At 56.1% G+C, this 13,731-nt stretch carries 12 protein-coding genes; 4 read left to right on the top strand and 8 right to left on the bottom strand.

The genetic code is table 11. From position 1 onward, the window contains the following. Positions 1–122: 122 nt before the first annotated feature. The gene (gene gltP / locus IAI47_RS17710) at positions 123–1,424 is read right to left on the bottom strand and encodes a glutamate/aspartate:proton symporter GltP (RefSeq protein WP_008926619.1); all 1,302 of its coding nucleotides are present in this window, start codon (positions 1,422–1,424) and stop codon (positions 123–125) included. A gap of 585 nt (positions 1,425–2,009) precedes the next feature. On the opposite strand from gltP, the gene acs reads away from it, so the two are divergent. The 3 genes from acs (at position 2,010) to IAI47_RS17725 (ending at position 6,087) form a co-directional block, all read left to right on the top strand. After that, on the top strand, positions 2,010–3,965 hold the full coding sequence (gene acs, locus IAI47_RS17715; RefSeq protein ID WP_008926618.1) for an acetate--CoA ligase: 1,956 nt from the start codon (positions 2,010–2,012) through the stop codon (positions 3,963–3,965). 140 nt (positions 3,966–4,105) lie between these two features. Continuing rightward, complete coding sequence (locus tag IAI47_RS17720; RefSeq protein WP_003855715.1) at positions 4,106–4,435, top strand: DUF485 domain-containing protein; 330 nt, start codon at positions 4,106–4,108, stop codon at positions 4,433–4,435. Next, entirely contained in the window at positions 4,432–6,087 is a 1,656-nt protein-coding gene (locus IAI47_RS17725; protein ID WP_003855716.1) for a cation acetate symporter, read from the top strand. The genes IAI47_RS17720 and IAI47_RS17725 overlap by 4 nt, the downstream gene beginning before the upstream one ends. 82 nt (positions 6,088–6,169) lie before the next feature. On the opposite strand, the gene IAI47_RS17730 is transcribed toward IAI47_RS17725, so the two are convergent. From IAI47_RS17730 to IAI47_RS17740, 3 genes are all read right to left on the bottom strand, one after another. Further along, on the bottom strand, positions 6,170–6,715 hold the full coding sequence (locus IAI47_RS17730; protein ID WP_003855717.1) for a YfaZ family outer membrane protein: 546 nt from the start codon (positions 6,713–6,715) through the stop codon (positions 6,170–6,172). Between the two features lie 140 nt (positions 6,716–6,855). After that, entirely contained in the window at positions 6,856–7,551 is a 696-nt protein-coding gene (locus IAI47_RS17735; RefSeq protein ID WP_003855718.1) for an LrgB family protein, read from the bottom strand. Then, positions 7,544–7,969: a CidA/LrgA family protein gene (locus tag IAI47_RS17740; RefSeq protein ID WP_033763398.1), complete on the bottom strand. Its 426-nt coding sequence runs from the start codon at positions 7,967–7,969 to the stop codon at positions 7,544–7,546. The genes IAI47_RS17735 and IAI47_RS17740 overlap by 8 nt, the downstream gene beginning before the upstream one ends. Before the next feature lie 103 nt (positions 7,970–8,072). Here IAI47_RS17740 and IAI47_RS17745 point away from each other — a divergent pair, with 103 nt between their 5' ends. Continuing rightward, a complete protein-coding gene (locus IAI47_RS17745) occupies positions 8,073–8,975 on the top strand; it encodes a LysR family transcriptional regulator (RefSeq protein WP_008926616.1) in 903 nt (300 codons plus the stop codon). A 44-nt stretch (positions 8,976–9,019) separates the two neighbouring features. On the opposite strand, the gene IAI47_RS17750 is transcribed toward IAI47_RS17745, so the two are convergent. The 4 genes from IAI47_RS17750 to soxR all read right to left on the bottom strand — a co-directional run bounded on the left by IAI47_RS17750 (position 9,020) and on the right by soxR (position 13,713). Then, positions 9,020–10,669 (bottom strand): Na+/H+ antiporter, encoded by a 1,650-nt coding sequence (locus IAI47_RS17750; RefSeq protein WP_003855721.1) that lies wholly within the window; start codon positions 10,667–10,669, stop codon positions 9,020–9,022. A 145-nt stretch (positions 10,670–10,814) separates the two neighbouring features. After that, positions 10,815–12,164 carry an NCS2 family permease gene (locus tag IAI47_RS17755; protein ID WP_008926615.1) on the bottom strand — a complete coding sequence of 450 codons (1,350 nt, stop codon included), beginning with the start codon at positions 12,162–12,164 and terminating at the stop codon, positions 10,815–10,817. A gap of 358 nt (positions 12,165–12,522) precedes the next feature. Then, positions 12,523–13,188, bottom strand: a complete 666-nt coding sequence (locus IAI47_RS17760; RefSeq protein ID WP_033743428.1) for a glutathione S-transferase family protein — start codon at positions 13,186–13,188, stop codon at positions 12,523–12,525. A 39-nt stretch (positions 13,189–13,227) separates the two neighbouring features. After that, a complete protein-coding gene (gene soxR, locus IAI47_RS17765; RefSeq protein WP_003855725.1) occupies positions 13,228–13,713 on the bottom strand; it encodes a redox-sensitive transcriptional activator SoxR in 486 nt (161 codons plus the stop codon). Positions 13,714–13,731: the final 18 nt, after the last annotated feature.

Genomic DNA, 13,731 nt, shown 5'->3' on the forward strand with positions numbered 1-13,731 from the left:
CTATTTAGTTATATTTATATAACTAATTTTTTGAATGCTCATCCTGCTAAGAACGATGACAAAGCCACACAAACAAAAAGGGCCCAACTTTCGTTGAGCCCCTCTTTACGTTAACGCTGTTCTCAGCTTGCGGTCTGTGTACGCAACTGCAGCTCATACTCTTTTGCCTGTTCAGCGTCGAACTGGTTTTCCCAGCGGGCAATCACCAGCACCGCCAGCGCGTTACCGACCACGTTCAGCGCAGTACGCGCCATATCCATGATGCGGTCAACACCGGCGATAAACGCCAGACCTTCAAGAGGAATACCAACGCTGCCCAACGTGGCCAGCAGCACCACGAACGACACGCCTGGCACACCCGCGATCCCTTTCGAGGTCACCATCAGCGTCAGGACCAGCACAATCTCATCGGTCAGCGACAGGTCAATGCCGTACAGCTGGGCAATAAAGATCGCCGCGATACTCTGATACAGCGTCGAACCATCCAGATTGAACGAATAACCGGTCGGCACCACGAAGCTGGTTATCGCTTTTGGTGCGCCGTAGGCTTCCATCTTCTCCATGATGCGTGGCAATACGGTTTCTGAGCTGGAGGTAGAGTAAGAGAGAATCAGCTCATCCTTCAGGATACACATCAGCGTAGTAATCCGCAGCTTACAGAAGCGCGCGACTCCGCCCAGCACCACAAAAGCGAAGAACAGAATTGCCGCGTAAACCAGCAGCACCAGCTTAGCCAGCGGCCACAGCGAGGCAAATCCGAAGTTAGCGATGGTCACCGCAATCAGCGCAAACACACCGACCGGCGCATAACGCATGATCATGTGCGTCACTTTAAACATCGTTTCAGAAATGCCACGGAACAGGTTTACCAGCGGATCGCGCTGTTCCGACGGCAGTGACGACAGACCTAAGCCAAACAGCACCGAGAAAAAGATAATCGGCAGCATGTCGCCCTTCGCCATGGAAGCGAAGATATTCTGCGGGATCAGCGACAGAATGGTGGTGACCAGGCTGTGCGGACCGCCCTGTACCTCTGCCGTTGTCGCTTCATATTTAGAGATGTCCACCGTTGCCAGCGTTGACATATCAATGCCGGTGCCGGGTTGAAATACGTTGGCCAGCGTAATACCGACCACAATGGCAAGGGTGGTGATCACTTCAAAGTAGAGAATCGTTTTGACGCCGATGCGTCCCAGCTTTTTTGCATCACCCACGCCAGCGATGCCGACAACCAGGGATGAAATCACAATCGGTACCACAATCATCTTGATAAGATGAATAAAGATATCGCCTGCAGGATTGAGAATGTTAGCGACTAACCATTCACGATTGTCTGGCTGATTATGCAATACAGCACCCACAACGATGCCAAGCACCAGGGCTGTCAGAATCTGCCAGGCCAGGCTGATTTTAAAACCTTTCATAACGCGTAATTTCCTCAGTCAAAACCCGTTTCTCTCTACTGCGAAGGTGCAGAAGACAATACACACAGGGAGTGAGCAAAAAGCCCGGTAAATTAGAGGGTGTTTAGAAACAGCGCCTCGTATGAAAATCTGATGATTCCCATACCCATTTTCAGACGCGGTCTGAGTTGATACCTGCAGAACAGGGGCGAGATAAGTACCATTTTCACTGTGGTAAATGCAACCCCTGGCAGATCCGATTAAAAGTTAGCCACCTAAGCAGCATAAAGTGCTGCCGGAAGTAAAAATACCTAACCTGCTGTTATGAAAAGTAATACTTAGATGAATTTACGCATAGCTATTCACTACTGGTTAAAAAGGCTGCCGGCGCGTTTGCTTGCTTTTTATCCAGCCCATTCCCTTTTCATACCCCTTCTTAATTCCCCATCGCCGTCAGAGCGTTAAACGAAAGTAGCAATCCGGCTTCACGTTTTGCGGCGGAAGCGCTATCACGTGATCTGTGGCGCAAAAAAGAAACAAAGACTCAGGGCAGGCTTTAATTAACCATTGATTGACATATCATTAACATCTTCAAGGAGATCCGCCATGAGCCAAAATCACATTCATCCTGTTCCAGAGAATATTGCAGCAAACACCCTGATTACAGCAGAGCAGTATCAGGCGATGTATCAGCAATCTGTCGACGATCCAGACAGCTTCTGGGGCGAACAGGGCAAAATCCTTGACTGGATTAAGCCTTACAGCAAAGTGAAAAACTGCTCGTTTGCGCCAGGTAACATTAACATTCGCTGGTACGAAGATGGCACGCTCAACCTGGCGGCAAACTGCCTTGACCGTCATCTCGCCACGCGCGGCGATCACCCGGCGATTATCTGGGAAGGCGATGACGCCAGCGAAAGCAAAACCCTGACCTTCCGCCAGCTGCATGCTGAAGTCTGTCGCTTCGCCAACGTGCTGGAGCTGCTGGACGTGAAAAAAGGCGACGTGGTGGCGATCTATATGCCGATGGTGCCGGAAGCCGCGGTGGCAATGCTGGCCTGCGCGCGTATTGGTGCCGTCCACTCGGTGATTTTTGGCGGCTTCTCACCGGAAGCGGTCGCTGGCCGTATCGTCGATTCCAGCGCTTCGCTGGTGATTACGGCCGATGAAGGGATCCGCGCCGGTCGCAGCATTCCGCTGAAGAAAAATGTCGATGATGCGTTAAAAAATCCCAACGTCACCAGCGTGAAAAACGTGGTGGTGTTCCAGCGCACCGGTAAAGATGTGGGCTGGGTTGAAGGCCGCGATCAGTGGTGGCATGACCTGATGCTCAACGCCAGCACCAACCATTCTGCAGCCGAAGTCGGCGCGGAAGATCCATTGTTTATCCTTTATACGTCGGGTTCAACCGGTAAACCTAAAGGTGTGCTGCATACCACTGGCGGGTATCTGGTCTATGCCGCCACCACCTTTAAGTTCGTCTTTGATTATCATCAGGATGATATCTACTGGTGCACCGCCGATGTCGGCTGGGTAACCGGTCACAGCTATCTGGTGTATGGTCCGCTGGCCTGTGGTGCCACCACCCTGATGTTTGAAGGGGTGCCGAACTGGCCAACACCGAGCCGTATGGCGGAAGTGGTTGATAAACATAAAGTCACCCTGCTTTACACCGCGCCGACCGCCATCCGTGCGCTGATGGCGGAAGGGGACAAAGCGATTGCCGGCACCGACCGCAGCAGCCTGCGCATTATGGGCTCGGTCGGCGAGCCGATTAACCCTGAAGCCTGGGAGTGGTACTACAAGAAAATTGGTAACAGCCGCTGCCCGATTGTGGATACCTGGTGGCAGACCGAAACTGGCGGCTTCATGATCACGCCGCTGCCGGGTGCGACCGAACTGAAAGCCGGTTCTGCCACCCGACCGTTCTTTGGCGTGCAACCGGCGCTGGTGGACAACGAAGGTCAGCCACAGGAAGGTGCCTGTGAAGGCAATCTGGTGATCACCGAGTCGTGGCCTGGACAGGCGCGTACCCTCTTTGGCGATCATGACCGTTTTGAGCAGACTTACTTCTCTACCTTTAAAAATGTCTACTTCAGTGGAGACGGTGCCCGTCGCGATGAAGATGGCTACTACTGGATCACGGGACGCGTTGATGACGTGCTCAACGTCTCCGGTCACCGCCTGGGAACCGCTGAGATTGAATCGGCGCTGGTGTCGCACCCTAAAATTGCCGAAGCGGCCGTGGTGGGGATCCCTCACAGCATCAAAGGCCAGGCGATTTATGCCTATATCACGCTGAATCACGGTGAAGAGCCGTCGCCAGAGCTGTACACCGAAGTGCGCCAGTGGGTCCGCAAAGAGATTGGCCCCATTGCCACGCCTGATGTGCTGCACTGGACCGACTCACTGCCGAAAACCCGCTCCGGCAAAATCATGCGCCGTATTCTGCGCAAAATTGCCACCGGTGATACCAGCAACCTGGGTGATACCTCTACCCTCGCCGATCCTGGCGTAGTTGAAAAACTGCTTGAGGAGAAACAGTCGATCAAAATGCCTTAAGCGCACGCTGTCCGGCGGGAAGATCGCTTCCCGCCACCCCCGCCCTACGCAGTCTGTTCCGGTAGTCACAAATATTATAACCAGCTGAATCCACGCCCTGTCGTGAGGTTCTTGCCTGCAAGCCCTCTGGAGAAAATGTGATGAATGACGCCCTTTCGAATCAGGATGCAATCAATCAGCAGATTGAACGTAATCCGCTTTTTCATGAGTTAGTCCATAAGCGCCAGGCGTTCGCGACGCTGCTGTCGCTGATTATGCTGGTGCTCTATGTCGGTTTTATCCTGCTGATTGCGTTTGCGCCCGGCTGGCTCGGTACGCCGCTGCATGCCGGAACCAATGTGACGCGCGGCATCCCGATTGGCGTCGGGCTGATTGTGATGTCATTTGTGCTGACCGGTGTCTATGTCTGGCGCGCCAACGGGGAATTTGACCGTTTAACCAAAGCGATCCTCCGCGAGGTGAAATCATGACCCGTCTCACCTTATGGCTACTGGCCCTGATGTTGCCGTTTTCAGCGCTGGCCGCCGATGCGATTACCGGTGCGGTGCAGCGCCAGGCGACCAACTATCAGGCGATTATCATGTTTACGATTTTCGTCGGCGCCACGCTGGGGATTACTTACTGGGCGTCAAAACGCACCCGTTCGCGCAACGACTACTACACTGCGGGCGGCAATATCACCGGCTTTCAGAATGGCCTGGCGATGGCGGGTGACTTCATGTCAGCAGCCTCATTTCTGGGCATTTCGGCGCTGGTTTACACCTCCGGCTATGACGGACTGATCTACTCGCTCGGCTTCCTGGTCGGCTGGCCGATGATTCTGTTTTTAATTGCCGAGCGGCTGCGCAACCTGGGTCGTTATACCTTTGCTGACGTCGCCTCCTATCGTCTGAAGCAGATGCCGATTCGCACCCTGTCAGCCTGCGGTTCGCTGGTGGTGGTGGCGCTCTACCTGATCGCGCAGATGGTGGGTGCCGGTAAGCTTATCCAGCTGCTGTTTGGCCTGAACTATCATGTGGCGGTGGTTCTGGTGGGCATTCTGATGGTGATGTACGTGCTGTTTGGCGGCATGCTGGCAACCACCTGGGTGCAGATCATCAAGGCGGTGCTGCTGCTGTTTGGTGCCTCTTTTATGGCCATCATGGTAATGAAAGCAGCCAATTTCAGCTTTAATACGCTGTTCACCGAAGCGATGGCAGTCCATCCAAAAGGCATCGCGATTATGCAGCCTGGCGGACTGGTGAAAGATCCTATCTCGGCGCTGTCGCTGGGGCTGGGCCTGATGTTTGGTACAGCCGGATTGCCGCACATTCTGATGCGCTTCTTCACCGTCGCGGATGCCAAAGAGGCCCGTAAAAGTGTCTTCTGGGCCACCGGCTTTATGGGTTACTTCTACTTCCTCACCTTTATTATCGGCTTCGGTGCCATCCTGCTGGTGGGCGCTAATCCGGCCTTTAAAGATGCCAGCGGCGCCTTGATTGGTGGGACCAATATGGCGGCGGTGCATCTGGCTAACGCCGTGGGCGGCAGCACCTTCCTGGGCTTTATCTCAGCGGTTGCCTTTGCCACCATTCTGGCCGTGGTCGCGGGCCTGACCCTGGCGGGTGCGTCGGCGGTTTCTCACGACCTCTATGCCAGCGTGTACCGCAAAGGTCAGGCGAGCGAGAAAGATGAGCTGCGGGTTTCTAAAATCACCGTGCTGGCGCTGGGCGTGGTCGCTATTGCGCTGGGTATTCTGTTTGAGAAGCAGAACATCGCCTTTATGGTCGGGCTGGCCTTCTCAATTGCGGCCAGCTGTAACTTCCCGATCATTCTGCTGTCGATGTACTGGTCAAAACTCACCACGCGCGGCGCGATGGTGGGCGGCTGGCTGGGTCTGCTGACTGCCGTCATTCTGATGATCCTTGGCCCAACCGTGTGGGTGCAGGTGCTGGGAAATGCGACACCGATTTTCCCGTATGAATATCCGGCGCTGTTCTCCATGGTAGTGGCATTTGTGGGCATCTGGCTCTTCTCTGTCACCGACCATTCGCAGCAGGGCGCAGAGGAACGTTCGCGCTTCCGCGCACAGTTTATTCGCTCGCAGACGGGCACCGGCATTGAACAGGGTAAGGCGCACTGATCGCCGTTTAACATTGATAACGAGCAGCCAATAAAAAAGGGCGACTACAGAAGTAGTCGCCCTTCTCTTTCACGCAACAGAATCAGAAGCGCAGAGATGCACCCACGTACGGGCCATCGACCAGCACGTTATCTTTGCGTCCATCTTTGTTGTTCAGTTCGATGTACTGATAACCCACACGCAGGTTAAGCAGTGAAACCGGCGTGAAGCTCAGGCCGCCAGCGGCTTCCTGATAGCTGTCGAGGTGATCGGTGAACGACTCTGGCGCGTAATAATACTCACCATACAGGCCCCACATGCTGTTGAAGCTGTAGTGTGCTGCACCACCCAGCGCCACCGCAAATCCATCTTTTCCATCTTCAGGATGGGTGAAAATCGCTTTTGCGGTCGGCGCCAGACGCAGCGGCCCGAAATCAACGTTGTAACCCAGACCGGCACCGTAGGTGCTGCCGTCATGGTCGCTACGCAGCCAGTTACCTTTCAGAAACAGACCGGGTGTTGTGGTGCCCAGACCCAGGTTCAGGTTGGTGTTGTGTTCGCTGACATCAACACTGCCTTCAATTGCCTGAGCGGCGCCGCTCAGTAAAACCAGCCCAAGGGCGCTCCCGGTAACAAGTTGCTTAAACATGATTCCACTCCGTGAAGGACAATTAATTCGGCCGCAAGGTTAACAGCCTGAAACGGAGAGACAACAAAATCCGGGAAACTTTACGTAAAAATACGTGTCGCGTTCAGAATTACCGCTGCCTCTGCGCTACGCAGTGTAGACTATATTGTCCACATCAGGTGTCCAATCAGCGGGGCCAGCACCACGGTCACTACGCCCGAGAGCATCATGACCAGGCTGGCGACCACGCCCTCCTGCTGCCCAAGCTGATAAGCACGCGCCGTTCCGGCACCGTGCGACGCAGCCCCAAACCCGGCCCCTTTCGCCACACCCTGCTTGATTGCGAGGCGCAGAAAAAGCACGTCACCTACCGCCATGCCAAACACGCCAGTGATGACCACAAACAGCGCAACCAGATCGGGCTGACCGCCAATCGGTCCGGCTGCGGCCAGCGCAAACGGGGTAGTAATGGAGCGCACCGCCAGACTGCGCTGGATTGACTCCGGCAGGGTCAACAGCCGCGCCAGCCAGACCGAGCTGCAGACAGCGACCAGTGTGGCGGTCAATACGCCCGCGCTCAGGGATAGCCAGTGCCGCTTAATAATCTCCACGTTCTCATAGACTGGCACTGCAAACGCCAGCGTAGCGGGTCCCAGCAACCAGAGCAGCCAGTGGTTTTCAGCAATGTAATCCTGCCAGCTGATGTGCGTCAGCAGCAGCAGTCCGACCAGCACCAGCGGCGTCATGACCAGTGGCATTAACAGCAGTGTCCGCCAGCGGCTATAAAGCCGTTTATTCAGCGCATACACCAGCAGCGTAACCGCGACACACAAGAGACTGATGATAAAATCACGCATCTGGATTCTGCTTACGCGCGGCGCGCGCGACTTCATACTGATAAAGCCGGTCCACGACCCAGGCGGTCGACGCCAGCACCAGCGTCGTACTGACACCAATCACCACACAGATGCGCCAGCCATCCACACGCAGCAGCGCGCCATAGTTCACGACGGCCACCACCGCCGGAATAAAAAACAGCAACATCTCGGCCAGCAGCCAGCGTGACCCGGCTTTTACCCAGTTCAGCGGCACAATCCGCGTTACGATCAACGCCAGCAGCACCAGCATCCCGACGATATTGGCAGGCAGTGGCAGGTGCAGCCAGCTCACCAGCTGTTGACTGGCGACAAACAGGCCAATATATAACCCTACCTGCAGTGGCAGGCTAAGCCATTGCACTGCGCGGTTGCTGAGTGGAGTGAGTGCTAACGCCATCACCGTGTCTCCCCGATTAAATTGATGTCGCCAGTATAAAACGCCAACAGAGTGTGAAAAAAATGAATTAAAATTATCGTAATCATGCCTGAAAGGAATAGTTATGGACGTGCGCGCCCTGCGTTACTTTACTGAAGTGGTTCGCCAGCAGAGTTTTACCCGCGCGGCACAAAAGCTGTTTGTGACGCAGCCAACCATCAGCAAAATGCTGCGCCAGCTGGAGGAGGAGCTGGGCTGTACGCTGATCCTGCGCGATGGCCGTCGTCTTCATCTTACCGACAGCGGTCAGGCGGTCTATCAGCGTGGCCTGGCGATCCTGCAGGAGTTTCATCAGCTGGAAGCGGAGATTGGTGACATCAACCAGCTTAAAACCGGCGAGCTGCGACTCGGCATTCCGCCGATGGTCGGTATGCAGATAGCCGGATCGATTTCCGCCTTTCGCCGCCGCTATCCCGGCGTTCAGCTGAAAATCTCTGAGTTCGGCGGTCTGACCGTTCAGCAGGCGGTGCTGGCGGGCAGTCTGGATATCGCCCTGACCGCACTGCCGGTCGACGCTGAGCTGCCGCTGAACACCCTGCCCCTGATGCATCATCCGCTTTGCGTGCTGCTGCCGCGTCGCCCGGAGTGGCTCAGCCGCCAGCAGATTGGACTGGCAGAACTGGCCGCGCATCCGCTGCTGATTTTCAATGAGGAGTTTTCGCTGAATCGTCAGCTAATGCAGGCGTTTCAGCGGCTTAACCTGACGCCCACGGTGGCAGTGCGGAGCGGTCAGTGGGATTTTCTGGCGGCGATGGTGCAGGCGGAAATGGGGCTGGCGATTCTGCCAGAGCCTATCTGTCAGCGGCTGGATAAGCAGTCGCTCTTGTGGCTGCCGCTGGAATCGGAACTGAAGTGGAGTCTGGGTTTAATCTGGCGGGAAGGGAGTTATCTGTCGCGCAGTGCGCAGGCGTGGATCAACTGTTGCCGGGAGCACTGGCCGGATGAGCCGCCGCGCCTGTCGGTGTGAAAGGCTGGCACGCCCGCATGAATGCGCAGGCGTGCCGGTCAGACTTACTCTTCTTTTTCGATCAGCAACGCTTCCAGTAGGTCCAAATCGTGCAGTAACGTCTGCATCGTCTCATTGGAAATTTGCTGGGTCGCGCGCAGATGATAGAGCTCCGCGCGCTCGGCACGCAATCCGGTCAGACGGAAGCGACGCTCAAGGTTCTCAGCATACAGCGCGTGTTCGAGGTCATTCTTTCCTTCGGCACGACGACGCAGGTTGCCAATCACTCGCAGACTCACCTCTTTGAGCAGTTCCGGATCGATGTTCTCTTCCGATCCGTTATCCAGTCGCTCTTCCATCTTGTGAAGGCTTTCAATCGCGGCGCCTGCCATTACCGCACGGGCATTCTGCAGCTCACGGCGGTGCGCACCTTTATCAATGGTATCCACGCCACGCAGGAGAATCGGCAGCAGCACTACGCCCACCAGCAATGAGAACAGAATCACACCGGTGGCGATAAACACCAGCTCATAACGCGCCGGGAAAGGCTCGCCATTGGTCAGGAACAGCGGAATCGACAGCACACCGGCCAGCGTAATGGCACCGCGCACACCAGCAAAAGAGGCGATCAACAGCTCACGTAGCGAGTAGTTAGAGAACTCCATCGGCTTCTTCTTCAGCAGCCGTTTGCTGAAACGCTGCATAATCCACAGCCAGCCAAAACGCACGATCATCAGCGCGGCGTAGACCAGCCCGATATCGGCAAACAGCATCCAGAGTTCGACGTTCGGATCGGCCTGTGCCTGGTCGATTGAGGTCTGCAGAATATCCGGCAGCTGCAGGCCCAGCATCAGGAAGACCATGCCGTTGAACACGAACTCCAGCATCTGCCAGACGCTGTTTGCACGCAGACGCATCGCCAGCGGGGCCTGACGAATAATACCGGAACGGGTGATGGTCATACCGGCCGCCACCGCCGCCAGGATGCCTGAAACACCCAGATGTTCAGCAATCAGATAAGAGGCGAAAGGCAATAGCAGCAGCAGTACGGTCTGAGTGGCCGGATCGTCACCGCTCCAGCGGCTGAGCAGGCGCAACGACTTACCGTAGAGCCAGCAGATTGCCACACCCGCGACCAGGCCACCCACGGCGACCTTCAGAAACTCAATGCTGGCACCGCCCCAGGTAAACACCATCGTGCCCATGGCAACGGCCACGGCAAATTTCAGTGAAACCAGACCCGATGCATCATTCATCAGGGCTTCACCCTGCACAATCGACATAATCTTTTTGGGAATGCGGCCTTCACCCACAATGCCGGAAAGCGCCACGGCATCGGTAGGCGACAACACGGCCGCCAGCGCCAGCGCCGGAATCAACGGGATACCCGGCACCAGCCAGTAGATCAGATAGCCAATGCCGAACACCGTAATCAGCACCAGCGCCAGCGCTAAGCCAATTATCTCGCGGCCATGATGCAGGAACTCACTGATGGGCGTCTTCCAGCCATCCGCAAACAGCAACGGCGGAATGAACAGCACCAGAAACAGCTCTGGATCAAAGTCGACATGCAGACCAAACGTTGGCCAGGCCAGCATCGCACCCACGGCGATCTGAACGAGTGGCAAGGGGATCTGAAAAGGGAGAATACGAGCCGCGACGCCAGAGAGCGACACGACCAGCGTCATGATGAGAATTGTAAAAAAGATTTCCATGCTTTCCTTAGGCGTCGTTTCTTTCAATCATTGGTTAAGCATTAAAGTGTAAAACAAACTGCGGTGAAGGGTGTCAGCTACGCGTGCGCCGGGCGGGAAAAAAGTGACAAATACCGGGCGCACAAGCGCACGCCCGGTTGTGCCGTCAGATAGCCCAGCCACCGGCGTAAAATGCCACCAGCGCGACAGCAATAATGACCGTACCGACGTTGAGCTTACGCCATTCACCGGCAAAGAGGCGGCCCACCACCAGGCTGGCAAAACCGATCATGATGCCGGTTACGATGTTGCAGGTGAGCACAATGATCACGGCCGTTAGCAGGCCCGACATCGCATCGACAAAATCATTGAAGTCGACTTTTGCCACGTTGCTGAGCATCAGCAGCCCCACATACATTAAGGCGGGTGCGGTCGCGTAAGCCGGCACCAGATAAGCCAGCGGTGACATAAACAGAATAGCGAGAAACAGCAGGCCAACCACAATCGCAGTAAGACCCGTTTTGCCGCCTGCTGCGGTGCCTGCCGCCGATTCGATATAGACCGCAGCCGGTGATGCGCCCACCAGTCCCGCGAACAGGCTGCTGACAGAATCACTGGTCAGCGCACGGCCGCCATTAATAATCTGGCCCTGTTTATCCAGCAGATTGGCCTGACCCGCGACCGCGCGAATCGTGCCGGTAGCGTCAAAGACCGCGGTCATCACGAGTGCCAGTACGCTGGGCAGCACCACCGGCTGCATCGCGCCCATAATGTCCAGGCTAAACAGCAGCGACTGACCGCTGGCATCACGCAGGCTTGGCAGTGCAAACAGTCCCTGCCAGGTCACCGCTGGGTCAAAGATCAGGCCCAGCAGTGAAATAGCGATAATCGTCAGCAGAATGCCGCCGGGCACCCGCCGCTTCTCCAGTCCAATGATCGCGGCCAGTCCCAGCAGCGTCATCATCACCGGGAAACTGGTGAAGTGGCCCAGTGCCACCGGCAGGCCCGGTGCCGGATTTTTTACGACCAGCCCGACGCCGTCAGCCGCAATCAGCAGCAGAAAAAGGCCAATCCCGACGCCGGTTCCGTGCGCTACACCCATTGGCAGATTACGCAGGATCCAGGCGCGGATGCCGGTCACCGAGATCAGGGTAAACAGCAGGCCCATCAGAAACACTGCACCCAGCGCCACCGGCACGCTGATGTGCTGACCCAGCACCAGGCTGAAAGCGGTAAAGGCGGTTAAAGAGATCGCACAGCCAATCGCCATCGGCAGATTGGCCCATAGCCCCATAAGGAGGGAGCCAAAGCTGGCGACCAGGCAGGTGGCGACAAACACGGCGGAGGGGGAGAAACCGGCTTTGCCCAGCATTCCCGGCACCACGATGACGGAGTAGACCATCGCCAGGAAGGTGGTGAGTCCGGCCAGAATTTCCTGGCGCACGCTGCTGCCGCGCGCCGAGATCGAGAACCAGGCGTCCAGTTTTCCACTGGCCGGGCGTGATTCAGTTGACATAGTTGAGCCTCAAATTTCTTGTTGTGTGGATCGCTCTGCGACCATCGCTGTCCCTGGAATAAGCGGGTAGACGGCGTCACTGCCCGGTTTAACCTGGCAGGCAAACGTTTACCTTGCCGCAGATAGTTAGCCGCTAAAATCGGCCAGATAAAAAGGCAGGGGATTATCGGGCGTTTAGCGGCACATTTTCAACAGCAACAGGGAGATTCATCAGCATAAAAATCAGAGATAAAGAGGGGATAGGCGTCCGGTACAAGCCATGATCACTCGCTGACATCCTGAAGTTAAAGCGATTTTCCGGAGAAAAAGCGCACCGGCGCAGGCATGAGGAGATCCGACGCGCCGGTGGAAAAGAGAACTAACCTGGCAGTGAAAGCTCGCCGCCCTGATCAATCGCACGTTGCCAGGCAGCACGCTGCTGCACGGTCTGAAGCCATTTCTGCGTGGCAGGCATCTGATCGAGTCCGGCACGTTGCGCCAGCGCCAGCAGCGGAAAGCTCATCTGGATATCCGCAATCGAGAAACGCTGGCCGGCAAACCAGGGATGCGTAGCCAGATGCTGTTCGATCATCTGCATGTGCGGCTTCAGCTGTTTATCCAGGAAAGCTTTCTGCACGCCTTTGCCGAATGCTGCCCCAACCGGACGCAGCAGCCAGGGCACCGGTGCTTTGCCCATCTGACCAAAGATTAGCTTCATGACCAGCAGTGGCATCAGCGAGCCTTCGGCATAATGCAGCCAGTAGCGGCACTGTAGCCGTGATTCCTCATCACTGACTTTCAGTCGGAACGCGTGGTCATGTTTCTCTTCAAGATATTCGAGAATGGCACCGGATTCTGCCACCACCCGATTGCCATCGGTAATGACGGGCGATTTCCCCAGCGGATGCACTTTTCTTAACGCCTCCGGAGCCAGCATGGTCGGTTCGCGTTGATAGCGTTTAATCTGGTACGGCACTTCAAGCTCTTCCAGCAGCCACAGCACCCGATGTGAGCGCGATTTCTCGAGATGGTGAACGGTGATCATCATGATTCCCTGTGTTTTGACCTTCACCAAGTATAGACGTCACTCTGTATCGGTATGTTTATCATCCTGTTCCGGGTCGAGTAGCACGGCACCTGAGCCCTGCTGACCCAGCCGATCGCCGGGGTTGCGCAGCGGGCAGTCGCGCATCGACAGGCAGCCGCAGCCGATACAGCCATCGAGGTCATTGCGCAGGCGGGTCAGGGTTTCAATACGCTTATCCAGCTCTTCGCGCCAGTGCTGCGTCAGGGCATCCCACTCTGGTGTGGACATACGCTTGTTTGCGGGAATATGGTCCAGACTGTCACTCACGGTCGCCAGCGGAATACCGATGCGCTGCGCAATCTTGATAATCGCGACACGTCGCAGCACGTCACGGCTGTATCGCCGCTGATTGCCGCTATTTCGCGTGCTGGAGATCAATCCTTTTGTCTCATAGAAGTGCAGCGCCGAGACCGCCACACCGCTACGGCGCGCCACTTCACCCGGTGTTAAAACCGGTTTTGGATAGTTGCGTTCTTTTTTCATCAGGCTCTTTACCTCAAG

The organism is Pantoea sp. MT58 (assembly GCF_014495885.1).
In the GTDB taxonomy this organism is placed as follows: Bacteria; Pseudomonadota; Gammaproteobacteria; order Enterobacterales; family Enterobacteriaceae; genus Pantoea; species Pantoea eucalypti.